This is a genomic window from Pedobacter sp. SG908 (assembly GCF_011759615.1).
Taxonomy (GTDB): domain Bacteria; phylum Bacteroidota; class Bacteroidia; order Sphingobacteriales; family Sphingobacteriaceae; genus Pedobacter; species Pedobacter riviphilus.
Genome location: NZ_JAAOYY010000001.1, coordinates 1,190,135 through 1,215,919, shown reverse-complemented (window position 1 = coordinate 1,215,919; position 25,785 = coordinate 1,190,135). Strand labels below are relative to the sequence as shown.

The window sequence follows — 25,785 nt, the reverse complement described above, 5'->3', positions numbered from 1 at the left end:
TACATCATGAATAAATTCATTAAAGGCGTCATCGGCTTTGCGCTGAAGAATAAGTATTTTATCTTTTTTGCTACTTTTATTTTAATCCTGTCAGGTTATTTAAGCTTTAAACACACTGCCATTGATGCATTTCCTGATGTAACCAATACCAACATCACCATTATTACCCAATGGCCGGGCCGGAGTGCCGAAGAGGTAGAAAAGTTTGTGAGCAGACCGCTCGAAATTGCCATGAACCCAACCGAAAAACGCACCAGTATCCGCTCTTCGTCGTTATTTGGACTTTCTATCGTAAAAGTAAATTTCGAGGATGATGTAAATTATGCTGAAGCCCGGGTACAGGTAAATAATCACCTTGATGAGGCTAATTTGCCCGAAGGGATCAAGCCAGAGGTACAACCACCTTATGGCCCTACAGGTGAGATATTCCGTTACACACTTACAAGTGATACAAAATCTGTCCGCGAATTAAAAACGCTTCAGGATTGGGTAATACAAAGGGAGCTTTTATCTGTTTCTGGCATTGCCGATGTAGTAAGTTTTGGTGGTGAGGTAAAAACCTATCAAATTACCGTCGATCCACAAAAGGCTATCCAGTATGGCGTAAGTGCAACCGAGCTTTTCGAGGCGGTATCTAAAAGCAATATCAATGTGGGTGGCGATGTGATTGTGCAAAGCGGCCAGGCCTATGTAGTACGTGGTATCGGTGTGCTCAACAATATCGATGAAATCAGGAATGTGGTGGTAGATAATGTTAATGGTACTCCCATATATGTTAAAACCATTGCTGAAGTAGCAGAATCGGCTTTACCAAGGCTGGGGCAAGTTGGTCGTGATCGGGATCCTGATGTAATAGAAGGCATTATCGTGATGAGAAAGGGTGGCAATCCGAGTGAGGTAATTACCAGATTGAAAGAAAAGATAAATACGATCAATAACAGCATATTACCAAAAGATGTAAAAATAAAGCCTTTCTACGATCGCGAAGACCTGGTAAACTATTCTGTACATACCGTAATGGGCAATATGCTTGAAGGGATATTGTTTGTAACCTTAATCGTGTTCCTATTTATGGCCGATTGGCGTACCACCTTAATTGTTTCGGTTGTTATTCCATTGGCCCTGCTCTTTGCATTTATCTGCCTTAAATTAAAAGGCATGTCTGCCAATCTGCTATCTATGGGGGCTATCGATTTCGGAATCATTATAGATGGTGCTGTAGTAATGGTTGAAGGGATTTTTGTAACCTTAGATTTAAGGGCAAAAAAACTGGGAATGGATAGGTTTAACAAAATGAGTAAACTTGGCTTCATTAAAAAGGCTTGCGTAGAAAACGGAAAGGGAATTTTATTTGCAAAGCTCATTATCATCACAGGTTTGCTGCCTATTTTCACTTTCGAAAAGGTAGAAGGTAAAATGTTCTCTCCCCTGGCATGGACATTAAGTTTTGCCTTATTAGGCGCCTTAATCTTAACCTTTACACTTGTACCTGCTATGGCCAGCGTACTCTTAAAAAAAGATGTAAAAGAGAAACATAATATCTTTTTGGAATGGATTACCAAAACGACCCTTAAATTTTACGACCTCTGCTTTAAAAAAAAGAAGCTCGTTTTTAGTATCTCTATTATTGTATTGCTTTTAGGTGTTTTTAGCTTCAAGTTTTTGGGAACAGAATTTCTGCCCAGTTTAGATGAAGGCTCGATTTATGTCCGCGCTACTGGTCCATTGAGTATTTCTTTAAATGAAACTAAAAAGCTTTCGAATGAGATGAGAAAAATATTTTTAAGCTTTGAAGAAGTTAAACAGGTAATGTCGCAAACTGGCAGACCCAATGATGGAACAGATGCTACAGGCTTTTACAACATGGAGTTTCACGTTGATATTTACCCCCGTAAAGAATGGAAACGCAAGCAAACTAAAGAACAACTGATCCAGCGGATGCAGGAAAAACTAAAAAGCTTCCCTGGCATCAATCTTAATTTTTCGCAGCCCATTTCCGATAATGTAGAAGAAGCCGTATCGGGTGTAAAAGGCTCAATTGTAGTGAAGCTATTTGGCGAAAACTTCGATTACATTGAAAAAGAAGAGGAAAAGATAGAAAGCATCCTAAAAACGGTTGATGGTATTGAAGATTTGGGAATTCTAAGAAATCTTGGTCAGCCAGAATTGCAGATTAACCTCGATCAGAAAAAAATGGCTTTATATGGGGTAAGCACAGCAGATGCCAATGCTGTAATCGAAATGGCCATTGGCGGAAAAGCTGCTACGCAGATTTATGAAGGCGAACGAAAATTTGACCTGATTATCCGTTATCCCGAAGATTTTAGAAACGATGAGCATTCGATCAGTAAATTACGGGTTCCGACCATATCTGGCACCAATGTTCAATTGGGCGAAATTTCGAGCATCCGCAAAATTACAGGGCCTAGTATGATTTACCGCGATAGGCACAAACGCTACGGGGCGATTAAATTTTCGGTCAGGGGCCGTGATATGGGAAGCGTAATTGCCGAGGCACAGGAAAAAGTAAATGCAAAGATCAATCTGCAACCGGGATATACACTTGAATGGGCCGGAGATTTTGAAAATCAACAAAGGGCAATTACCAGGCTTATGCAGGCAGTTCCGGTGAGTTTATTACTCATATTTTTCATCTTATTTGTACTTTTCGGAAACATCAAAGATGCTTTATTGGTACTAAACAACGTTCCTTTTGCCATGATTGGTGGCATATTGGCGCTTTTGGTTGCAGGTGTAAACTTTAACATTTCAGCAGGAATTGGTTTTATCGCACTTTTTGGAATCTGTGTACAAAATGGGGTGCTGCTCATTACCCGTTTTAAAACCAACATCGCCGAAATGAAACATCACCCCAGCTGGACCTTTACCGATGCCATGCGTGCCGCGGTGACCAGTAGGTTTAGACCCGTATTAATGACAGCCCTAATGGCTGCCATTGGCTTAATGCCTGCTGCATTATCAACCGGAATAGGTTCGGAAGCATCAAAACCATTGGCTATAGTGGTAATAGGCGGATTGATTACCGATACACTTTTTAACCTTTTCGTTTATCCGATTGTGTTTTACTGGTCGAACCGTAAAAAAGTGCAGAAAATGATGCCGGAAAGAGGTACTACTTTAGTCCATTAATGTATTTTCTCATTTTGGCTACAAAAGCCCTCAATTAGGCTACAAATCAGCATCATACCTTGCCCACCTTTGATCTATCATTTATTCAGATAAAAATTATGGAATATCAACAGGAAAATCAGGGTAAAAATACCCAAACAGTTAATAAGGTCTGGTTTATTACAGGTGCATCTCGCGGATTTGGGCGTGTATGGGCAACAGCAGCTTTAGAACGTGGCGATAAGGTGGCAGCAACGGCAAGAAACCTCTCGAGCATTGCCGATCTTCAGGAAAAGTACAAAGAAAATGTATTGACCCTGGAACTTGATGTAACCAATTACGATCAGGTAGAAAAAACCGTTCAACAGGCGCACGAACATTTCGGGCGATTGGACGTTGTTTTAAATAATGCGGGTTATTCGCTTGTAGGTACTATTGAAGAAGCTACCATTAACCAGGTTAAGGCCATGTACAATACCAACATTTTTGGAGCCGTGGCTGTTATACAAGCTGCACTGCCGATATTACGCAAGCAGGGGTATGGCCACATTTTAGGTACATCCAGCAACCTTGGTCATGTAGTTTTACCGGTTATTGGGTATTATAGTTCATCCAAATGGGCATTTGAGGCCATTCACGAAAGCCTGGCTGCAGAGGTAAAATCGTTTGGGATCAAAGTAACCATTATCGAACCAGGCGCTTATGCCACCGAATTCGGAAGTCAGGCTTCTTTAAAGTTTGCAGACGGATTAGATGTATATGCCGATTTTAAAGCAAAGTTTTTTGAAGGTTTACAGCAATTGGAGAGAGGCAATCCGGAGGCAACACCGGAGGCCGTTTTCAAAATTGTTGATGCAGAGCACCCGCCTTTACGCTTTTTCCTTGGTAGCCATAACCTGCCATGGATACGTACAGCATACGCAGAGCGAATGGCGACCTGGGAGGAATGGGAAACCATATCGAATGCAGCGCAGGGTTAATTAATCAGAAATCAACCATATAACCGATTAACACAGGCTAATCGGTTATATTTGTACACATCAATATGAAAAAGGTAGAGAATAGTCCCTATAAATTCAGCTCGTTAACAGAAGCACACCGGATGTTGGGCCTGCCCCAGCCTAAACACCCCTTAATCAGCTTGATCAACAATGAAGATCATCCGGTTGAAATGAACGGGCAGCCTAATTCGCATATCCTAAATTTTTATAAGATTTCGTATAAACCAAAATTAAGTGGCAGGCTAAAATATGGTCAGAGTTATTATGATTTTGATGAAGGTGGTTTATTATTTGCTGCGCCCAACCAGATTATTGGTCATGAAGAGGATTTAAGCTCAAGTGTTTGCTCCTTATTTACTTTATTGATCCATCCCGATTTTTTACTGTCTTATCCAATAGCAAAAAAAATCAAAAGTTATGGTTTCTTTTCATACGCAGCCAACGAGGCATTGCACCTATCGGAAAAAGAAAAAACCACTATTATTGCTATTTTTAAGAATATTGAGGAAGAACTGAACAGCAGGATCGACGATTTTAGCCAGGATGTGATCATTGCACAAATAGAACTGTTGTTAAATTACAGCAACCGCTTTTACAAACGGCAGTTTATTACGCGTAAAGTATTAAATAATGGCCTTTTGCAAAAACTCGAAGAATTGTTAGAGGAATATTTTAACAATAAAGTAACCATGCTTAAAGGCTTACCAACGGTGCAGTACCTTTCCGATCATTTAAATGTTTCCCCAAGTTATTTAAGCGATCTACTCCGTTCGCTAACCGGACAGAATGCACAACAGCATATCCACCAGAAACTGATCGAAAAAGCAAAAGAAAAATTATCAGGCACCAATTTATCAGTGAGCGAAGTGGCATATGAACTGGGCTTTGAACATTCGCAATCATTTAATAAATTATTCAAAGCAAAAACGAAGGTATCGCCATTGGCATTTAGAAAAATGTTTAATTAAAAGACAATTCTAATGTAGCGTTTGGATTCTCTGCACCGTATAAGCTGTAAATTAAAGCTTTATGAAAAAGATAGTATTACTCATCCTGGCTACAGCAGGTCTTTTGTATATATCATGCAAGAAAACCGATAAAGGTATTGATGGACCTGGTGAAGTTTATGGTAAATGGAAACTCATCGAAACGATGCAGGATCCCGGTGATGGAAGTGGCAGATATAAAAAGGTAACCGGCGAGGCCAAATACCTTATTCTAAACAAATCGGCAGACAAAGCCGGTAAATTTGAAGGTGATGCCATCCCGGATTTATATGCATTCAAGATTTTGGATAGCATAAGAATGGAGGTTTACAGCAATACTTATAAAATGCCATTGACTTATTATTACAAAGTTTCGGCAAAATCGCTGCTGCTTAATCCGCCCTGTATTGAAGGTTGCGGCTATAGGTTTGTACGGGAGTAATAATAATCTTGTAACCTCATTTCGATTATTAATATTCTTTTAAAGGTATACTGGAGACATTTTTCGTTCATAACCGTCACCCTGAATTTATTTCAGGGTCTATTTAGCAGTAAAGATGCTGACCACGAAGTAGCTATTAGGCCTTTGAAACGATAAAAACTGCTAATAAAATAAATTCAGCATGACGATCGCGCTAGTTTCACGAGCTTAAAATTAGTCAGTATGAATAAATTAATCGAACTGAAGTCTGTAGATAAAACGCTTAAAAAGCTTAATTTATTTGAACTTGAACTCAACAAGATACTTCTTAAATGCGATCATCCTGCTGATCCGATAACCATCAGATCAGTAGAACGGCTATTTTTTAAACAGTTAAACTATCCCAAATCACCTGATAAACATCTGGTGCCTTTAAGGTTTTATCAACTGCTTTTGAAGTAACCAGAACAGGTTTAAACTGATCAGCTACTTTAATGCTACCGTGCGATCCTTTAACCAAAGTGGCATCAAGCGGAATTACATCCATTACATAACGGAAACCGGCTTTTTTCCTTAAAAGTTTATACCCTGCCCTCAATTTAGAGGTCATGAACATTTCTACAGGATCGTAACCCGGTTTTTTATGAATATCAACTACCCGCGCATAATCTGGCGCTTTAGCATCATCCAGCCAAAAATAATAGGTAAACCAGCTGTTTTCTTTGGCAACCAGTACCAAATCGCCCGAACGGTCATGATTAATGTGATATTTCTCCTGTTCCGTTTTATCGAGAACGAACTCAATATCAGGTACACTTTTCAATAAGGCTTTTACCTGCTCGGTTACACTTTTATCATTGATATAAACATGTGCTACCTGGTGGTCGGCCACTACAAACGCCTTTGAAGCACCCGGATCGAGCAGCTCTAAGCCTCTTTCTTCACGGATCTGGATTAATCCGTTTTCCCTGAACAAACGGTTAAGGTGAATTGGCTTGTTTACAGGCGCAATGCCATATTCAGAAAGTAAAATAATGCGTGCACCCCTGCCTTCATAAAAACGCACCAATTCTTCTACCACCTGATCAATTTCTTTTAGCTCCGTACTGATTTTATCTAGCTCAGGACCAAACTTTTGCAGGCAATAATCTAAATGAGGCAAATAAATTAAGGTTAGCGTAGGATTGTACAACTTTTCAGTTTCCATTGAGGCATCTGCAATCCATCTCGTTGATTTAATATTTGCACCAGGCCCCCAGAACTGAAACAAAGGAAACTGTCCCAGTTTAGCCTGTAAATGGTCGCGCAGTTCGGCCGGCTGCGAATAACAATCGGGTAATTTACGCCCATCGGCCAGGTAATTCGGGCGTGGTGTTACCGAATAATCAACCGTAGAGTACATGTTGTACCACCAGAACATATTGGCACAGGTAAAGTTTGGATCTTCTTTTTTGGCCAGGTCCCATATTTTTTCGGCATTTACCAGTTTGTTAGATTGCTTCCAGAATTTAATTTCAGCATCGGCATGATCGTACCATCCATTCCCTACAATACCGTTTTCTGATGGATATTTACCTGTGAGATAACTCGACTGTACCGAAGTGGTAACCGCCGGCAACAAGGGTTCGATGGTGCTAAAGTGGTTTTCAGAAATATATTTTTGGATAAAAGGCGTATGCGCTCCTATTACGGATGAAGATAGGCCTACTATGTCAATAACAACGGTTTTATGCATAATCTACTGTTCTAATAATGTTTTTACCCAGGCCAGTTCCCTGATGATGGAATCGTTTAAAGGCGCTTTCAAAGCTGTTGGTAAAACCTGCCAGGTATAAGTTTCTACTTCCAAATGAGTAGTAAAAGGGCTATTTTTTTGCAAGTTTAATACCTCGATAATGTCTGACTGTGTAGATTGGATTAAGCCCATATCTTCAACAAAAATAGGTACATGGAAATGTGCGCGCCACTCCTGTACCGCCAGATTTTCGCCTTCTGCCATTGCATCTTCAAGATCGGGATAACGCAATAGCGATCCATCATCTTTTCTTGCTATTACCTGATGAAGATAAGTAGGTTCATCAAAGCGGCCGAGCTGATCCAATACAGCGGCTCTTTCCGAAACAGATGCTGGCAATTTAGCTTTTAGCGCAGCACTGATCTGGATTTTCCCAATTTTAATGCCTTTCTCCTGCAATTCGTTAATAATGGCTGTATGCGGTTCGTAACCGATTGCGAAATGACAAACATCATAACACAAACGGATGTGATTTTTGATCAGGTTTTCATCATTCCCGACAGGTAAAAGTACATTTTCGTACCAATCAATAAATTCTGCACCAGATTCAAGAAAACCATCAGGTTCGGGTTCAATATCCAAATGGATCACCTTGCCGCTTTGGCGCAGTATGTGATTTAACCCCTCGGCAACCTTCATCATATTGGCAGTTGCTCTGGTAGTGGCATTTTTTCTTGCCTCGGCATTTGTAAACCAGGGCTTATAACTTAATGGCGAGGTTGAAATGCCCCCATCCATATCGTCAGGAAGCAATTGTGAAAGGATTTCGGCCAAGCGGAGTGTATATTCAACGCGATCTTCCGTTGTCCAATCGGGTGCATGTACCTGATCTTTAACCCTGGTATGATGAAAACCGCCATATGGAAATCCATTCATGGTGAAAACATATCCACCTTCCTGCTCCAGCCATTGCTTAAACGATTCCAGATGATGATCTTCCAACAATTCGATACTGGCGAGATTGGAAAGACGTAAACCGATGCCCATCGGTGCATTAGGCGACAGTTGCGCTTTCAATATCGGAAAACTAGCCTTCAGCACAGCAAAATGTGCCATCCAGTTTTCGCCTGCATAAATATTGGTACAGAAGGTTAAATGGCCAGAAGTTAATTTCATAGCTTAATGTTGAATAATAGCGGTTTGGTTATTTAAATTTTCTGCTGCTTGTTTTAAAATATTGGCATCAATTTCATGCACTTCCTCGCCACTGCCCAGGCCCGTAAGTAAAGTGATGGTTAGCTCGCCGCCAAGATGTTCCCTAAATTCTTCCAGTCCCTGCAAAATTGGGCTATTGCCTTCGGTAACCTGTAACAATGGATGTGTTAACTCGAAGCCAAGTTGCTGAATCAGGTTGATTACCCTTTGAGCATCTTCTGCACTGATCCTGCCCGATAAATTGGAATATACGGTATCTAAGGCAATACCCATGGCAACAGCTTCGCCATGCCTCACTTCGAAATTGGTTAAGTATTCTAGTTTATGTGCACTCCAATGGCCAAAATCCAACGGTCGGGCCGAACCATTTTCAAAAGGATCGGTACTGCGGATATGCTCCATATGGAGTTTTGCGCATTTCCAAATCTGGTAGTTCATGGCTGTGGTATCCCGATTTGCAAGCGCAATGGCATTCACTTCCAGCCACTCAAAAAATTCGCGGTCCTTAATCAGCGCCACTTTAATTGCTTCGGCGATACCTGATCGCCAATCACGATCAGATAAAGTACTTAAAAAGATTTCATCATTAAAAACAGCAACAGGTGGCAAAAAAGTGCCCAAAAAGTTCTTTTTATTAAAATAATTGATTCCGTTTTTTACCCCAACACCTGAATCGTTCTGTGAAAGCACAGTACTTGGAATTCTGATGTGTTTAATACCGCGATGTGCCACCGTTGCTGCATAACCTACCATATCGAGTACTGCACCACCACCTATTGCAGCAACAAACGAATGCCTGTCGATACCATGAATATGGATGGCTTCCAATACCTGATCAAAATATTTAGTGTCGTTTTTCACCTGTTCTCCCCCAGGAATAACTAAGATATCCTGAACAAGCTGCGTTTGAGGGTATTTTGCAAAATAGGTTTTAATCTGGTTATTAAGCTCTTTGTGTGCATTTGCTACACCTTCATCTATTACAAACAAAATCTTCTTTACTGCAACAGCCGGATTTAGGTTAACTAAAAAACTGTTTAACAGTTCGTTTTCAGGCAAAAAAAGCGATGAAGTAAAGAAAACATTATAATTATATTGTACGGTAAAGGATTGATGTAAATGTTCCATATCAATTTGAGAATGTGTGTTTGATGGTTAAGTAACGGCGAATAATTTAGAGAGCCAAATGGATAACGGCAATAAAGCTGCAATGATAAAAGCCAAAATCAGGGCATCGAAAGTTACAGCCCAGGCTGCATCCATTAAAATAAGTGAAATGACGCCGGCTTTTACCGCCCCGCCGATATTTTTACCAATAGGCTCTTTTATGGCTTTTAAAAGTGGCCTGAAAATCATAAAAGTAAAAGGAATCAGAAACAGCAGCGACCACAGCAACCTGTCGTTTACAAAAGCAAAATAAGCAATAGCGCAGATCACAATTGCATATAGAAAGGCAGCCAGATATAAGTTTTTAGCATGGCCTCCATGAACTTCGCCACGGCTGGTCATCGTAATGGAGAAGATATAAATTACAGGAATAAGGGCTAAATAATAATGACTGTTGTATAGCATTTCTGGCACAATACTCAAGCCCAGCAGCAGGTTAAATCCACGGCATAAGCCCATATTCAACGGTCCGAAAAAAGAATGATGTTTGCCAAATTTATTATAAAGCAAAGCGAAAACGGCCACCAGAAGTGCCAATAACCCCGATGTTAAACTATTTAATGCAGCCAAAGCAATTCCGGCAAAGAGCAACAAACTTCCCAAAGTAGTTGCACGCTGTAAACTGATTGCGCCACTCGGAATAGCCCGCTCCGGGCGCTCTATTTTATCCAGATCAGCATCAAAAACATCGTTAAAAACGATTCCTCCTCCATATAAACAGGCTGTTGATGCGGCTAAAAATACAATGGGCAACCATGGAATAGAAAATCCATTGCTTAAAATTCCAGAAATGGCAATTCCTGCCAAAATATCGGCTACTGACGTTACAATATTGGCAGGGCGCATCATGCGCAGATAAACAATTACTTTTTTCAATACTTTTAGCTGATGATGATAGACGATTTATCTGTTCTTGGCTGCTGTCCGCCCCGTAAAATGGTGTTACCTTCAAATTTTTCGGTAAAGTCTACATTTTTTTGTGCGTCGAAATCGGCTTCATCTAGCTGTCCGCTCTGTGCAAATGCAGTAATCGCATTACGGTAAGTAACCAGTTCAATATCCTGATCGCTTAAACCACGCATTTTCATTAAAGCAGCAGTTTTTGGTACTGCCAAAGGATCGCTGATGCCCCAATCGGCAGCTGAATTAACCATAATACGTTCTGCGCCGTATTGTTTTACAATTTCTACCATGCGCTCGTTACCCATTTTAGTAAACGGATAAATGGTAAAAGCAGCCCAAAAGCCTCTATCTAATACCTCTTTTACCGTCTCTTCATTATTATGGTCGATAATTACGCTATAAGGATCGAGGCCATGCTCCAAAGCAATATCCATACTGCGCTGGGTACCTTTTTTCTTATCGCGGTGTGGCGTGTGCACCTGTACGGGTAAACCTGCTTCTTTAGCAAGCTGAAGTTGTAATCTGTAATATTTTTCTTCAGCCGCAGTTTGATCGTCGAAGCCGATTTCGCCCACGCCAACTACACCTTCTTTATAGATAAACAAGGGCAGTATTTCCATTACCTGCTCTGCCAGGCTTTCATTATTGGCCTCTCTTGAGTTAAGTCCGATGGTACAATAATGTTTAATGCCAAATTGAGAAGAACGGAAACGCTCCCAGCCGATCAGGCTACTATAGTAATCTCTAAAACTATCCAAGCCAGTACGCGGCTGCCCCAACCAAAATGCAGGTTCTATCAAAGCAACAACTCCTGCATCGGCCATCGCCTGGTAATCGTCTGTTGTTCTCGAAGTCATGTGAACATGTGGGTCGAAGAATTTCATCCCCTTTACAGCACTAATATCGAACGCTTCAGGTGCTCCCATCAATGCTTTATCTCTTTCAATTGAACTACTGCAACACATATATTTCTGTTTTGAATTTCTAATGGTTAAAATGAATCCCAGTTTAAGTTCCCTTCTGAAAGGGCCGACTTAAGTTCAGGAAAAGTGTTAATATAATCTTTTGCCGGTTGATAATCAGACTGAGAAACAGCAAGCGCAATGGCGCGTTGTTCAATTTGATCGTAACGCTGTAAACCAACTTTAAGGTTGTCAAAAATCTCGGCATTGATAAATTTACCAACCAGACGCCAGAGCTGTGGATTTACTTTTCGCCCTGCAGCCCAGCGTTCTTTTGCATAATCTATCAATGTTAATGCAAGATCAAGATTTGCTCTTTTATCTAAACCAATAATGAGGTTGATATTTTTCTCCGTAAAAAAAGCTTTCAGCACCAGTTGATTCCAGGCGGCTTCATCCAGATTTTCTGAAGGATAAGGGTTGTTTTCCATAATCGCCTCCAAAACCGATCCAATATTACTCCTGATTCCTTCAGCACAACGCTTTACCCAAATTTCAGGATGAGCTAAAAATGGCAATGCCGAATACAGGGCTACAGCTTCGTTTACCTCTGCTGAGAGGAATAAAGGATTAATGGTTGAAAATAATCGTTCTTTATCTCCCAAATCAAAACCTGCCAATAACCACACGCGACTAAGCCTGTCTATGGTCCAGTTACAGATATACCCAAAGCCTGCTGCATGGAGTACTTCTTGCTGATCATTGTTAATTGCAACCGGTAATTTGCCCGTTTTACGTGGCAGCATTACAAATACTTTGGCTAACTGTGCCGATTTATCCGTAGATTGTATAAAATCTTCCAGCCACTTTTCAGCCTCTACACTGATATTGTTTTTAACAGTAGACGCTATTATTTCCTTTACCGCCTTCATATGATCATCTCTCATAATAAATTGTCTAATGGCACTTAAGCGGTAATACCTGCAGAGACAAAATAATTAATCAATAATGCACCTGCAATAATCAATAGACCAAAAAATTCTCGTGTTTGCTCAATATAAGGTTTAGTGGCCTGCATGCTTTGCACAAGGCTCTCGCGCCTGTATTTGGTAATCCAATCTCGTACGCCATCTTTTGCGAAGAATAGGATTACAGCATAAATTAAATAAAAAGCGGTTAAAAACAGATAAGCAAAAGGGTAAAATTTACCTGCTGCAGCCAATCCACAGCATATTGCAGCACTGAGGTAGATAGACACCCAAAGGAAAGCATCGTTATCATTTAAATTTACATAAGCAAAGCCTAAAAACGAGATGCAAAAAATAATGTTGAGAATAATTAAAAGCATTTTAAATTATTTGGTTTAAAAAAGATAAATCGATTTCTCGATTTTTTCATTGAAAAACAAAGTTATTTAAACTGAATGCTTTTTTTGCCTAAAAAATGTAAATTATATACTGCTATAAAAGTTTTTTTTGATTAAAAGTGGCTGGTATAAAATTCAAAACACAGCTGATTTTGAATGATGGAATCTCACTTTTCGAACCTCTTTGTTTATCAATCGGCAGGTACGAAACCGTTTTTTATCATCCATTTGTAGCAGCTTACAAACCAGCTATCTTTATTTTCTTCATCATAAATACCAAAACCATGGCCACCTGTTTGCAGTATATGCATTTCACTTTTAACCTTTGCTTTTTGCAGTGCATCGAAAAACTGCAGGCTATTTTTCACCGGGATTACATCATCATCAGCCGCGTGGACCAAAAACGTTGGCGGTGTAGCCTGACTTACAGACTTATTGGTACTGTATAATCCCAAAGTTTGAGGAGTAGGCTTTTTTCCTATTAAATTTTCCCTGGTGCGGGGTATATCCGGATCATAAATGATAACAGGATAAAGCAAAATCATAAAATCGGGCCTGAGCGATGTATTTTCTTTATTATCGATCACTACCCTGTTCAACTGGGTACCCTCTGTTGAGACCAAATGCCCTCCTGCCGATAGTCCCATCATCCCTATCTTGTTTGGGTTTATATTCCATTCTCCCGCTCTCATACGCACCATTTTAATCGCCGTTTGGGCATCTTGCAACGGACCAATCGTTTTGTCATTCATAATTTTATCGCTGGGCAACCGGTATTTCACAACAAAGGCAGCTACCCCCAGTGTATTAAATGCCTTAGCAATTTCAATGCATTTTTTTGGAGCAAGCACAAAATAACCACCACCAGCAAAAATGATTACGGCTGTTCCATTGGCTTTGTTTTTATTCGGGAGATAGGCCTGCATGGTGGGCATGCTTACATTTTTAATTAGCCCACTGCTGTCAGTTTCCTCTATGTAATCTGCAGGAGTTTTCTTTGCATTTGGCACCTGGCCCTGGTAAAGTGGAATAGTAAGATCCTGGGCATAACAAAATGAGGAGGATAAAATATAAAAGAAAAAAATAAAGGCGCGGTTCATGTAAAGGGCTTGAATTTTTAACTGCTTAAAATTACGCTCTATTTAACAGGAAACATGTGCAAAAATGCGCTATTTATCGATGCATTTTTCTGTACATTAAAGGTTGCAGACCATATGCAGATTTAAAGGCCCTGCAAAAAGCACTCTCATTTTCAAATCCACTGCCCCAGGTTATTTCATGGATGGGTTTATCTGTGTTTTTAAGTAAATCTACAGCTTGTTTAAGTTTTAACTGAATCAGGTATTGATGTGGCGTAACCTTAAATACAGATTTAAACTGCCTGATGAGCTGGGGAACTGATAAACAAGCAATACTACCCAGTAATTTTAAATCGGGCTTCTCCATAAAAGTTGAATGAAGAAAATCCTTCGCAATACATAAACGCTTGTAAATTTCGATTTTTGAACTTGGCTTTATGGCCGCAACCCCTGATATTTTTTCCGTATCAGATTTGAGGGTACTAATCAGGTACCTAAGTAAAAAAAACAGTTGTTCTTCAGCGCCATCATCATAGCCATTATTTTCGAGGCCTGAAACAAGCATTGCCAGTTGCAACTGTAATTCCGGACCGACATCATTCAATGTCTGAAAAAACTCCGGTTGTTCATTATTCCTATAAAATGGATTATCCAATAAATCCACTTCACTTTTTAAAGTATCCCGAAATACCTGCGCGGCAAAATCTTTCTGAAAAAAAACCGATAGCCCCCTTACCTTATCGTGGCTATCGATCTTACAGGAATAATTCTGTTCATCATTTAAGATCAGGAACTGCCCCGGCCTGATGGCTAACCGGCGGTTATTTACCCCGTACCACTCCTCTCCCTTTAATATTGTTTTGAAAGAAAGGCAACCTACATGATCATCGCAAAAACTATAACTGCTAACAGTATTAAAAACAACGTTTTGCATTTTAAACCGTCTAAAATGAAGATCCTGATCAAAATCAGGGTTGGAATGATCTGGCAATGAAGTTAAATACATCTACTGATAATATTTTTTCGATTAAGATTAACACAAGATAATAACTGTTGCATTAAAACGATCATTTTTGAGCAAGTTATTGCTGTGAAACACTTGTTTCTTTCTTGATTCTGGCATGTAAAAGCAGCAGTACCAAAGCTAAAATACCAAAAATTGATTCAATGATTAACCATTGCGAACCGAAACTACCCAAAGGTCCATCAACCCAAATTGTGATCAACCTGGAAATGGAATAGGCAGTCCAAAAAAGCAAAAGAAAAAAAAGAGCCTTCCAGATATCATTCAACAAAAGGTAAATCAGCAAAAAGGTAATCAGCAAACCAACTCCTCCATATATTCCCCTTATAGAGCTTATAGCATCTGTATTGGGCAATTGGATAGATACTAAATCCATCGTTGCTTGCGGATTCCAAATGGATGAAATACTAACATAAGATAAACTCAGGATAGAAAAAACGATGTAAACCTGGCTACTGGTTTTAATAATTTTTTGTGCATTCATAATCAATATTTTTTATCGGTAATGATGCAAAGATGTTTGGTTTTTTATAATTAAATCTTGACCGAAGTCAAGGTTTTTTTTAAACGCGATAGTGTTTCGGCGCTCATTCTTAAATAATTTGCAATGTGTTTAAGTGGAATCTGCTGAAAAAGCTGTGGGCTCCTGCTTAAAACCCGGTTGTATCGCTCTATTGGCGAGCTTGTTAAAATATCGATTTCACGTCCAAGCTGCTGAACAACAAGATTTTCTAAAATTTTTATCCAAAGGAGCTGATTCTTTTCAATTTTCAAAAAATTATCAATCTGTTGCCTCGTTATAACCCTTATTACAGTTTTTTTAATGGCCTGGATGAAATAATTTGAGGGTTTACCGGTTAAAAAAGAATCCATCGAAACAATTAAATTATCCTGGTAACCAAATCTGATCACTTGCTCTTCATCATTATCCAAAACAAATAATCGTAAACTGCCACTTTCGATATAATACACATTTGTATCGATACTTCCTTTTACGCTTAAAAATTCATTTCTATTAATGGTAATGGTTTTCACCGAAAGTTCAACAAATTCTTTCATTTTATTTTGTATGCATGCTATTTAACAGCATGATTATTTTTTACCGGCAATTTAAAAATCGTTTGTATTATGCTGGCAATCCTACTAGGTGAATGCTATAATTGAGCATTTCTGCACATACTTAGAAAAATACACATGATAATTTTGATCAGTTTAAAACAGAAATATTAAAAAATCAATCCATGAAATCAATTAGTAAAAATTTATCATTATTGTTCTTTACATTAGCATTAACCCTCCTATTTTCCTGCAAGGGCAAAGATAAAGATGTTCCGTCAAATAATTCGGATGAAGCTGCCGCAGCTAGAGTTGCTGGCACCTATAAGGGAACAGTGGATATTACTTCAACCGAATATTTTAATGCAATTATCCAGGTTACAAAAGAGAATGGCAACAAAGTAAAGGTTACAGCAAAACCTGGTGAGCCTTATTCCAATGTAACATCAAAAATTTTCACCATAAAAGCAATACAGGGTTCAAATGATGCGGAGGCGATTGGGGCTCCAGAAGGAACATTGGTATACGGCCACGCAGCAAAAAATATCGTTATTGTTACCCTACCAACCGCATCGGGCGACATTTCGTTTAATTTCAGAGGCACAAAACAGTAAAAAACGATATTTAAAGTCTATCTATGGCTTTCAAATAACCAGACAGCTTTATAAACAGGAAATAATCATAGGAGGCCGTAAAATGGAGATGGTATTATTGGAAAAATAATGTGTTAACGATAAAAGCACGGCATTATTGGCATTATCTCTAATGATCAAAAACAAGTTTTAGAATATTCGCAAGCACAGGATTATGATCATCGGCACGCCAATTAATCAATATATCGGTTTTAAAAGGTAAAGAGATAAACCGTACACCGGGACTTTGATGGTGCATATAAGAATCTGGCAAAATGGCTATTCCCAGTCCTTTCCGTACGAGCGCAATAATAGTTGATCCAAATTCAGAATGTAGAAACACATCAGGAACAAAATCATAAGATTTAAAAAGTGCCTGAATAATCTCGCTATAACTACTACCCTCATCCTTGGTAGGCAGAATAAACTTCTGCACTTTAAGGCGCTCCGTAGATAAATCTTCAAATCTTTTAAAAGCATGTGCTAAGGGAACCACCAGAGCCAGGTGATCGGAATATATTTTTTTTGATTTAATACCATGTTCACTGGTAATATCCCTCGTAATGGCCAGGTCTATCTTATAGTTCTTTAGAAAATCCAGTTGATTTTCATATAAAACCTGTACCAATTTAATTTGAAGCTGTGGAAATGCCTGCGTAATCTTAGCCAAAATATCGGGCATGATAGAAGCCGATATAGAATCAGGATGTGCAATGGTAATGGTTCCGCGCTCCCCTAAATGGATCTGTTTGGCAAACTGATGGATATATTCGAGTTCATTTAATTCGACTTCCCATTTCTCTCTTAAGAATTTACCTGCTGGGGTGAGCTTTACGTTACGTTTATTACGCTCGAAAAGCTGCAGGCCCAATTCATTTTCGAGCGACTGAATTTGGCGGGTGAGGGCTGACTGCGTAATATTTACCTTTTCTGCCGTTTTCCAATAATGAAGCTGCTCTGCCAGGGCCAAAAAATACTTGATTCGCTGAAGATCCATTAATGCAAAATACGCATTAATAAATGAAAAAATAGCATTTTATTACATTTAAAGAGTTGTTACATTCGTACCATGGAGCAGATCATTATCGAAAGGGCAACACTAGCTGATATCAAAAAATTACAGGAGATCGGGAGAACAACATTTTCTGAAGCTTTTGCAGCGGCAAACACTGAGGAGAATATGAAAGAGTACCTTGAAAAAGGCTTTTCTGAAGAAAAACTGACAGGGGAACTGAGCAATCAGGATTCTCAGTTTTATTTTGCGCTGCTTGATGGAAAAGTTATTGGCTATTTAAAGATCAACACCGGACAAGCGCAAACCGAAAAATTAAATCTTGATGCACTTGAAATTGAACGGATTTATATTTTGAAAGCATTTTACGGACAAAAAGTTGGCCAGCTACTTTATCAAAAAGCCATTGATATTGCGCACGAAATACGGGCCAGTTATGTATGGCTGGGCGTATGGGAAGAAAACCACAGGGCTTTAAGATTTTATGAAAAAAATGGTTTTATAGCTTTCAATAAGCATAAGTTTTGGCTTGGAGATGATGAACAAACAGATTTGATGATGAAAAAAGTGTTGGTTAACAAAAACGAATTAAAAGTATCCTAATGGAAAAAAGAAACCTCTTTTTAATTTTATTGATATTGGGTACCGCTTTCTGGGGCATTTCCTTTTCAGTTACCAAACTAGCTATTGGCCAGCACCAGCCAGTTCTGTTTTTATGCTATCGTTTTTTGCTCGCCACAATGGTTTTATCCGTTATCTTCTGGAAACATGTAAAGAAACTAGATTCAGCAACAATTAAAACAGGTGCGGGTTTGGCTATTCCATTGGTATTGGGCATTTATTTACAAACACTGGGTATTACACATACCTCCGCATCGCAGTGTTCGTTTGTGGCAGGAATAACAGTTGTAATGATTCCAATCATTAAACTTATCATTTACCGAAAAACCGCAGCACTAAAAACATGGATTGCCGCATTTACGGCATTAATTGGGCTTTTTGTAATATCGGTTACCGATAAACTCAGCATTGGAACCGGCGATTTATACACCATTATCGGTGCTTTTTGTTTCGCAATATATTTAATCCAGGTTGAAAAGGAATCAACAGCGGGCAATATTATTCCTACGATTGTACCGATGTTTGCCACTTGTGCCATATTAACTTTCCTCTTAACGTTTATTCAGGGAAATCCTACCTGGATACCTCAACAAGAAACGTTTTGGATTGGCATTATTTTTTGTGCGTTGTTTTCAACGGCCTACATGTACACAATATCAAATATTTCTCAAAAGTACATTAGCGCCGAAAGGGTATCTATCATCTATCTTTTCGAACCCATATTCGGAGCATTCGCTGCACATTTTATTTTGGGAGAAGAAATTACATCAAGGTTATTGATTGGTGGTGGAATGATATTTTTGGCAACCCTTATTTCTGAACTTAAATGGAGAATGCCAAACCAATTTGCAATGCTTAAGATATTAAAAGAGAAAAAATATTAGGTCTAGCTTAACTCCTTTCAGTTAGCACATTCTTTTCCAAATGAAAAATTAACCTATCACTCAAACTGAAAGTGTTTGAATAAATATGTTTAATAAAACAGTTATGATATTCCAGGACTATATTTTTTTAAGTTTGTAGCATGCATAACCACCTTATTCAACTTATTGCACAAAATGTAAAAATTTCTGATTCGGAAAAAGACCTATGCATTCAATACTTCGAACCTGTGTTATATCCGAAAAGCAGAATAGTTGAAGAGGAAGGAAAAATCCCGGCTTATCTCTATTTTGTTGTGTCGGGTTTTGTACGTTTATTTCATTACAATGATAAGGGCGATGAGGTAACAACACATATTAATTGCCCTCCGGGATTCATTACCTCATATTCTAATTTTGCAAACCAATATAAATCCGACGAAAACATGGAATGCATTACAGCGTGTGAGCTTTTACGTATTAGCAAAATTGATCTTGATTGGCTTGTACAACAAAGTCCTGCGTTTAAGGAATTTAGTTTTTTTGTATTTCAGCAATCTTTGTCTTACAATGAAAATCGTGCCAAGGAACTGGCCACCCTTAGTGCAGAACAACGGTATTTAAAACTGATGAATGAACACCCCGAAGTGCTACAAAATGTGCCGATGCAGTATATCGCTTCTTTTCTGGGAATGAACGCAAAAAGTTTAAGCCGTATCCGAAAACAAATCATTAAGTAACATTTGTGAAGTGATTTTAAATGGGCAAAATTGAATTTTGCATCATCATTTAAAATCAATGGATATGATAAATAAAAATTTAGTACTCGTGTCTGGTGCCAACGGACACTTGGGTAACAATCTGGTAAGATTACTAATAAAAAAGGGATTTAGGGTTCGCGCTTCTGTTCGCAATATCAAAAACAAGGACTGCTTTAAAGGTCTGGATTGCGAAGTCGTACAGGCAGATATTACCGACAAAGCTTCATTTGTAAAAGCCTTAGAAGGAGTTGATATATTTTATGCAGTAGGCGCAGCTTTCAAATTGTGGGCCAAAGACCCGAAAAAAGAAATTTACGATGTAAATATGCAGGGAACGCGCAACACCATTGAAGCCGCAGCAGAAGCTGGGGTAAAAAAGATTGTTTATGTGAGTTCTATTGCAGCGCTGGATTATACCCATCTCCCTACAAAAGAAAGTAATGGCTATAATCCTAACCGCAGGGATATGTATTACAATTCTAAAAATGACGGTGAAAAGCTTGCTTTTCAACTAGCTCAAGAATTAGGTGTTGAACTAATTTCAGTAATGCCTAGCGCAATGATAGGTGGTGAAGCATTTTTTCCGCTGAATGTTTCTTATGGCATATTAAAACTGATTTTGAATAAGCAAATTCCAATAGACACCAAAATTACACTCAATTGGGTAGATGTGAAAGATGTTGCCGAAGGTTGTTATCTGGCGGCACAAAAAGGTCGTTCAGGTGAACGTTATATCCTTGCCAATGAAAAATGTATGACCATAACAGATACCACCAAGTTAGCTCAAACACTTTATCCGGAATTGAAACTCAAAGTACCTGGTGCAGTTCCTAAATTTCTATTATATGTAATAGCAGGTTTGATGGAATTTTCAGCCAAAATAAAAGGGGTACAACCTATTATTACCACAAAAGATATTGCTATGTTTTCGGGGCTTCAACAGGATTTTGATATTTCCAAATCAAGGAATGAATTAGGATTTAATCCAATAAAACCAGAACAGGCAGTAAAAGAAGCAATGGCCTACCTGATGGAACACAAGGAGCTTTTATAAAATTTAACAGGTAATCAGCCAGTCAAATCAGTGATAACTAATTTGACTGGCTGCAGCGTTCCACTTATAATAGCTTTGCAGCAGTCCAGGTACAGCGTTAGGGTTATAACGATAATCTAACTGTGTTTCCCAAACCCAATGCTGCCCAAAGCGATATATCACCTCGCTACACGCATCATGATAATTTAGTGTCTGGTTATTAAATTCAGTGCTTTCATAATTGCTGTGGTAATGGGTAAAAGTATATGATTGATTGAGTTCAAACTTATCATTCAGGTTAACCCTTACCTCACCTGATGGGCGGATGTTTAGTGTTCTGAACCCGCTTTTCACCCCATTAAACAAACATCCTAACAAGACCAATTAGATTTTTAACCGGGCTGAATAACCTTTAGTTACTCATAAATCACATAGTTTACCTTATCAACACCTGTATTACCTGTCTTTTCATGATAAGCATACAAGATCAGTTCGTAGTTTCCGGCAGCGTTAATTAGATAACTGCCCTCAAATAGATTTGTCGAGATTAATGACATTTTAATTTCCTTAATATATTTTCCGTTTTTTTTAAGGATGCCTTTCACTTCGATTTCATCAGCGTTCCAAACTCCACCCTTATCAATAACACATCCACACATCATTACAATATTAGCCTGAATTTGGAATAACTTGTCTTTAATGCTATTCAGGGCTATATATTGGTGGGTCCGCGGTTTCAATATGTCGATGATGAACCCCGGTATTTCTAAAATAATTCCTTCCCCTAAAATATCCCGTCCCGGAATTAACCATAACTCTGTGCTTACTTTCGCCTGAGCTTGTTTATGATTAATTGGGGAGACCACTTCAATGCTAATGAATGTGGGTTCGTCAATATCAATATTTGCCAGGAAACCCGCTGTTTGGGCATCCACAATGGAACTTCTTCTCATTTTGAGACCTTTCATGATCAGATCTGTATTACCCGTGCTGCCAGTTGTTTTACCTTCAGCTAAAATCTGCTGATTGACCTTGTTCCTGATAATTACATAAGCACCGCCAAGGGAGCTACCGATGAACTTTGCATCTCTTGCTTTTGCTCTAATTACTATTTTTGTTTCAACGGCAGAAACGCAGATACAAGAGAAAAGAAATGCGGTAACGAACATGAGTATCTTCATGAGAAATTTGATTTTAAAAATTCTTGTTTAAAACGATTATGATAAGAATTGTTTTTCAATTCCAGGCGATATTCTGCTGTATAGTACGCCTCAAATCCATTAAAAAGTAATTCTCCTTCACTTTACTGAAATACACACAAACTTATAAGGTTAAAAATCAAGCAGAAACAAAGGCAAAAAGGCGCCTGATCATGATTTATGCGACAAGCCCTTTTAATCGATGAGCTGGATTCATCCGTTAGACTTATTTATTTGATCCATATGTGAACATTTTATTGTGAGATTGATCTGCAGCAACCGCCACATTTTCATTCGTCTCCACCCTACCATTAACTTCAGTTTTATAGCTGGCCGCTATCGGGCCACCCTCTAAATTAACAACAGTAATGCTCAGTTCCCCGAAATCAAATGGTTTTACGGTTTCGAACACATAAGTTTTTGTGGTGCCTATAAAACTTTTTTCGTCTATTATTATACTGTTTTGATTACCTTGAGATATGCCATTCATTTTCCAAACAGGCGCTCCGTACTGGCTGGCATCATGATTTGCGGCACTTACCTGAAAATCTACCTGATCGTTCTGATCAGCTCCAGTTACTGTAACCGTTATTTTCATTGAAATTTTATTCCCGTTATCTGGGTTATCGTTAGGTTTCTTGCACGATGCTAAAAACAAAATTCCTAGTGATATGACCATAACTGTTGATAAAGGTCTTTTCGAGATTGATTTCATAATTATTTTCTTTTAAAATTGTTATTATTTAATTGTTTTTCATTTGTAATAGCAGTATGTTAACCTATTCTCTAAAGCCTCTGTAAAACTGCAATAATACTAAAGCCAAAATGCCTAAAGTAGACGCTATGACCAGCCATTGCGAACCAAATTCGCCCAAAGGCCCATCAACCAAGATTGTTATCAAGAGATAGAATAGGCTAACCAAAACAGTGAAAGAAAAATGAGTGCCTTTTTACATCCTTTAACAAAAGGTAAACCAGTTAAAACTCCATTGTTTTGAATGCAAAAATGAAACACTGATAAATGTCAATCGCCCCACGAGGCTTCGTGGCACCTCTTATTGATTTAGAATAATGCGTTATTTAAAGTGGTAAAATACTTAACCATAAATAATATAAATCGCCTTCAAACAAACCTATTAGCGAAGAAATAACGGAGTAATAATAAGAAAATGGAGGACCTACAACGCCTTGTAGTAGGTTAGATCGGTTGGTTTTCTGAAAAAATCTGAGGGAGATTTACCCGTGAATTTGCGAAAATTGCGATTGAATGAAGATTTAGAATTGAAGCCGCAATCAAAAGCTATCGATAGCAGCGTATAGTTTTGGTTTTTTTCATCAGCAATCATTTTTACACATTCATCTACCCTAAGCGAATTGATATAGTCGTAAAAACTCTTGTTAAATTTAGAATTGATCACTTGCGATAGCACAGCATCTTTTAGCTTTAAGGATTCAGCTAACTTGCTTAGTGTAAGTTCCTCATTTTTATATAGTTTTTCTTGTGCCATTATCCTGTTAAGTTGCTGAAAAATACGTTCAGCTTCGGCATCCGTAAGTGAAGACCAGTCGTATTTTACTTTATTGGGCATTAATGCCAGGTTAGCGGGCGCTTCTGAAAGGTTTTCTTTTTGAGTAAAAAAGTTGGGATTCTGAGTAGCAGAGCGGGATGAGGTATTGGTGGTTTTGAATATTTGCTGTTGGCGTACACCTAAAAAACCGATGAAGCAGATGTACAACGAGGCACTGAAATAGATACTCTCTTCTTTGGGATAAAAAATAACAAAGACCCAAATTCCAGCGATGCCTACAATTAGGTAACGTAGCCAATTCAAGCTGATTTTATCTGTAGTTGAAAATTCTTCGCTTATTTTTTTCTTATATCGATGCAGTAAAACAATTGCGGCTAATACATAAATAATTCCCGAAATGATGATGCAAATATTGGTGATGATTCCAATGGTTTTATAGTAAGGCGAGGAAAAGCCCTGGTCATAAAGCAATAGCTTTTGCGCTGGGTTTTGTAGCAAAAAAGACATCCATAAAAGATAGGCAAAAGCAACAGGTAAAAAATGAAGTAGCTTTTTCTTGCTAAATTTTACTGGTGTGGTTAGATGAAAGATATATAGATACAAAAAAGGGCCATGCACAAGTGCCAATAAATCTCCCCAGCCTATTAAATTGGGAAATTGGCGATAATTTCCTGAAACCTGCAAATATAAACCGGCTAAGTGAAGCGTTGCTATTAGCTGCCAACTCATGAGCAGCTTATCTGCAGTTATTTTGTTAGGCTTAACTGCTAATAGTACGAACAGGTATAAAGAAATTGCAATGCTGGTGAAGTATAACATGCTGTTATTTTGTATAGCTGGCTAGATGTTATTGGTCAATTCAAAAATATGAAATATATTCAAGTTCTTGACCATTGGCTGCAAACAGTAGCTTAAAATCAGTTTCTGCAGGAAAAACTACAAACTATTGCCCCTCTTCGCTAAAAAACAATTTGCCGATTACCTTCTGATAATCAATCGATTTTGAGATATTTCAAAATTGGCGAAACCCGGTCAATCAAATTAATTTGTCCATGTGTATTCACGATTAATTTCAACTATAGGTTCTTTTTAAAAAGGCCTGCCTGTATGTCCGAACCGATCGAACCTTCCGCTAATTGCAGGTAATTGCGTTTACTCTGGTCTTTTTCAATTTTTACAGTTCCGGTAGTTTGTACGTTTTTCATTTCCAGAAAATCCGTTGGAGTTGCATTACTGTCGCTTAACGGGCCGCTTCCGTATCCTGCCAGTTTGGTATAATTGGTAAAAATGCAATCAGAAACTTTATATCCGATTTTACTTCCTTTTTCTCTGATCCATATGGTAGCGGTGTTTGCTATGATGTTATGGTGAAAGTCGAAATCGTCTCCATTGGTGCCCAGCGTGGTCCAAACGCCACAGAAATAGCCCCCATATACTAGCGAATAACGCATTGCACTACGACTGCCAGCCCAGCCATCGTTTTTCCAAAAAACAACTGGAATTTTACAGTTGAAGAAAACACAATGATCAATAACCAGGCCATAACCATTGGCTATAACCCCCACATGCAACGGCAATACATCAACATCTCCGGCAAACAGGCATTGTGTTACAAGTAGATCGTCCAATTTTTTTCCATCACGCCATATTGGATAGGAACGACGTAAATTATTTCCATCTATATAAGAGTAATCGGGACTGCCGGTAAATCTCAGGCCTTCAATGGTTACATGACTCACCTCCGGTTGTATACCTTTTGCTTCTTCTCCGCCAATACCTGGTGCAAGCGGTACTGCTGTTACCACAACAGGCATTTTTTGAGGGGTCCAGCCTGCATCGTCAGGCATAACATCCGCACAAATGACAAGGCGATTTTTAAAGGTATACTTGTCATTGGTGAATAAAACGGTTTCGGTTAGCAAGTGTACACCTGCTGATAGGAAGATGGTGGTTGCTCCCTGCGCTTTGTTTAAGTTTACGCGTTTAGCTGCCTCAATAATTGTTTTTAACGGCCGTGTTTTTATTCCTGAGTTTGTGTCATTACCAGTCTGAGGGTTAACATATAATTGTTCTGCCTGTGCAACCAGTACGCTCATTATGAATAAGAGAAGATTAAATGTATATTTTATCATGTTCTTTTTTTTGTAAAATTAG

General features: G+C 38.6%; 26 protein-coding genes. 9 read left to right on the top strand and 17 right to left on the bottom strand.

Features of this window, described 5'->3' with window-relative positions; all coding sequences use genetic code 11:
* The first annotated feature begins 6 nt into the window (after positions 1-6).
* The 4 genes from FHT21_RS05160 (at position 7) to FHT21_RS05145 (ending at position 5,558) form a co-directional block, all read left to right on the top strand.
* Complete coding sequence (locus FHT21_RS05160; RefSeq protein WP_167293675.1) at positions 7-3,150, top strand: CusA/CzcA family heavy metal efflux RND transporter; 3,144 nt, start codon at positions 7-9, stop codon at positions 3,148-3,150.
* Positions 3,151-3,248: 98 nt separating this feature from the next.
* A complete protein-coding gene (locus tag FHT21_RS05155) occupies positions 3,249-4,109 on the top strand; it encodes an SDR family NAD(P)-dependent oxidoreductase (RefSeq protein ID WP_167293674.1) in 861 nt (286 codons plus the stop codon).
* Between the two features lie 65 nt (positions 4,110-4,174).
* A complete protein-coding gene (locus tag FHT21_RS05150) occupies positions 4,175-5,098 on the top strand; it encodes a helix-turn-helix transcriptional regulator (protein ID WP_167293673.1) in 924 nt (307 codons plus the stop codon).
* 61 nt (positions 5,099-5,159) lie between these two features.
* Positions 5,160-5,558 (top strand): hypothetical protein, encoded by a 399-nt coding sequence (locus tag FHT21_RS05145; protein WP_167293672.1) that lies wholly within the window; start codon positions 5,160-5,162, stop codon positions 5,556-5,558.
* 364 nt (positions 5,559-5,922) lie between these two features.
* On the opposite strand, the gene FHT21_RS05140 is transcribed toward FHT21_RS05145, so the two are convergent.
* From FHT21_RS05140 to FHT21_RS05090, 11 genes are all read right to left on the bottom strand, one after another.
* Positions 5,923-7,272 (bottom strand): nucleotide pyrophosphatase/phosphodiesterase family protein, encoded by a 1,350-nt coding sequence (locus tag FHT21_RS05140; protein ID WP_167293671.1) that lies wholly within the window; start codon positions 7,270-7,272, stop codon positions 5,923-5,925.
* A 3-nt stretch (positions 7,273-7,275) separates the two neighbouring features.
* Positions 7,276-8,448, bottom strand: coding sequence for a metabolite traffic protein EboE (gene eboE / locus FHT21_RS05135; RefSeq protein WP_167293670.1), 1,173 nt, complete (start codon positions 8,446-8,448; stop codon positions 7,276-7,278).
* A gap of 3 nt (positions 8,449-8,451) precedes the next feature.
* Positions 8,452-9,621, bottom strand: a complete 1,170-nt coding sequence (locus FHT21_RS05130; RefSeq protein ID WP_317169956.1) for a 3-dehydroquinate synthase — start codon at positions 9,619-9,621, stop codon at positions 8,452-8,454.
* A gap of 21 nt (positions 9,622-9,642) precedes the next feature.
* Positions 9,643-10,530, bottom strand: coding sequence for a UbiA-like protein EboC (gene eboC / locus FHT21_RS05125; RefSeq protein ID WP_243853865.1), 888 nt, complete (start codon positions 10,528-10,530; stop codon positions 9,643-9,645).
* Positions 10,531-10,535: 5 nt separating this feature from the next.
* On the bottom strand, positions 10,536-11,522 hold the full coding sequence (locus tag FHT21_RS05120; RefSeq protein ID WP_167293668.1) for a TatD family hydrolase: 987 nt from the start codon (positions 11,520-11,522) through the stop codon (positions 10,536-10,538).
* 26 nt (positions 11,523-11,548) lie between these two features.
* The gene (locus FHT21_RS05115) at positions 11,549-12,406 is read right to left on the bottom strand and encodes an EboA domain-containing protein (protein ID WP_167293667.1); all 858 of its coding nucleotides are present in this window, start codon (positions 12,404-12,406) and stop codon (positions 11,549-11,551) included.
* Positions 12,407-12,426: 20 nt separating this feature from the next.
* The gene (locus tag FHT21_RS05110) at positions 12,427-12,807 is read right to left on the bottom strand and encodes a transmembrane 220 family protein (RefSeq protein ID WP_167293666.1); all 381 of its coding nucleotides are present in this window, start codon (positions 12,805-12,807) and stop codon (positions 12,427-12,429) included.
* Positions 12,808-13,016: 209 nt separating this feature from the next.
* Positions 13,017-13,925, bottom strand: a complete 909-nt coding sequence (locus FHT21_RS05105) for an alpha/beta hydrolase (protein WP_167293665.1) — start codon at positions 13,923-13,925, stop codon at positions 13,017-13,019.
* 73 nt (positions 13,926-13,998) lie between these two features.
* On the bottom strand, positions 13,999-14,910 hold the full coding sequence (locus FHT21_RS05100) for an AraC family transcriptional regulator (RefSeq protein ID WP_167293664.1): 912 nt from the start codon (positions 14,908-14,910) through the stop codon (positions 13,999-14,001).
* 76 nt (positions 14,911-14,986) lie between these two features.
* The gene (locus tag FHT21_RS05095) at positions 14,987-15,412 is read right to left on the bottom strand and encodes a DUF4345 domain-containing protein (protein ID WP_167293663.1); all 426 of its coding nucleotides are present in this window, start codon (positions 15,410-15,412) and stop codon (positions 14,987-14,989) included.
* A gap of 50 nt (positions 15,413-15,462) precedes the next feature.
* Positions 15,463-15,987: a Crp/Fnr family transcriptional regulator gene (locus FHT21_RS05090; RefSeq protein WP_167293662.1), complete on the bottom strand. Its 525-nt coding sequence runs from the start codon at positions 15,985-15,987 to the stop codon at positions 15,463-15,465.
* Between the two features lie 182 nt (positions 15,988-16,169).
* On the opposite strand from FHT21_RS05090, the gene FHT21_RS05085 reads away from it, so the two are divergent.
* The gene (locus FHT21_RS05085; protein WP_167293661.1) at positions 16,170-16,598 is read left to right on the top strand and encodes a hypothetical protein; all 429 of its coding nucleotides are present in this window, start codon (positions 16,170-16,172) and stop codon (positions 16,596-16,598) included.
* Between the two features lie 148 nt (positions 16,599-16,746).
* Here the strand turns inward: FHT21_RS05085 and FHT21_RS05080 are convergent, their stop codons facing one another.
* Entirely contained in the window at positions 16,747-17,613 is an 867-nt protein-coding gene (locus FHT21_RS05080; RefSeq protein WP_167293660.1) for a LysR family transcriptional regulator, read from the bottom strand.
* Between the two features lie 72 nt (positions 17,614-17,685).
* Between FHT21_RS05080 and FHT21_RS05075 the strand changes: the two genes are divergently transcribed.
* From FHT21_RS05075 to FHT21_RS05060, 4 genes are all read left to right on the top strand, one after another.
* Positions 17,686-18,231 carry a GNAT family N-acetyltransferase gene (locus FHT21_RS05075; protein WP_167293659.1) on the top strand — a complete coding sequence of 182 codons (546 nt, stop codon included), beginning with the start codon at positions 17,686-17,688 and terminating at the stop codon, positions 18,229-18,231.
* A complete protein-coding gene (locus FHT21_RS05070; protein WP_167293658.1) occupies positions 18,231-19,133 on the top strand; it encodes a DMT family transporter in 903 nt (300 codons plus the stop codon). Before FHT21_RS05075 ends, FHT21_RS05070 begins: the two co-directional genes overlap by 1 nt.
* A gap of 140 nt (positions 19,134-19,273) precedes the next feature.
* Complete coding sequence (locus FHT21_RS05065) at positions 19,274-19,849, top strand: Crp/Fnr family transcriptional regulator (RefSeq protein WP_167293657.1); 576 nt, start codon at positions 19,274-19,276, stop codon at positions 19,847-19,849.
* 64 nt (positions 19,850-19,913) lie between these two features.
* The gene (locus tag FHT21_RS05060) at positions 19,914-20,924 is read left to right on the top strand and encodes an NAD-dependent epimerase/dehydratase family protein (RefSeq protein ID WP_167293656.1); all 1,011 of its coding nucleotides are present in this window, start codon (positions 19,914-19,916) and stop codon (positions 20,922-20,924) included.
* Between the two features lie 27 nt (positions 20,925-20,951).
* Here the strand turns inward: FHT21_RS05060 and FHT21_RS05055 are convergent, their stop codons facing one another.
* From FHT21_RS05055 to FHT21_RS05035, 5 genes are all read right to left on the bottom strand, one after another.
* The gene (locus FHT21_RS05055) at positions 20,952-21,257 is read right to left on the bottom strand and encodes a hypothetical protein (RefSeq protein ID WP_167293655.1); all 306 of its coding nucleotides are present in this window, start codon (positions 21,255-21,257) and stop codon (positions 20,952-20,954) included.
* A 62-nt stretch (positions 21,258-21,319) separates the two neighbouring features.
* Positions 21,320-22,084, bottom strand: a complete 765-nt coding sequence (locus tag FHT21_RS05050) for a hypothetical protein (RefSeq protein ID WP_167293654.1) — start codon at positions 22,082-22,084, stop codon at positions 21,320-21,322.
* 244 nt (positions 22,085-22,328) lie between these two features.
* The gene (locus FHT21_RS05045; RefSeq protein WP_167293653.1) at positions 22,329-22,817 is read right to left on the bottom strand and encodes a hypothetical protein; all 489 of its coding nucleotides are present in this window, start codon (positions 22,815-22,817) and stop codon (positions 22,329-22,331) included.
* Between the two features lie 463 nt (positions 22,818-23,280).
* On the bottom strand, positions 23,281-24,450 hold the full coding sequence (locus tag FHT21_RS05040) for a helix-turn-helix domain-containing protein (RefSeq protein ID WP_167293652.1): 1,170 nt from the start codon (positions 24,448-24,450) through the stop codon (positions 23,281-23,283).
* Positions 24,451-24,707: 257 nt separating this feature from the next.
* Positions 24,708-25,727, bottom strand: a complete 1,020-nt coding sequence (locus FHT21_RS05035; protein ID WP_208398867.1) for a hypothetical protein — start codon at positions 25,725-25,727, stop codon at positions 24,708-24,710.
* Positions 25,728-25,785: the final 58 nt, after the last annotated feature.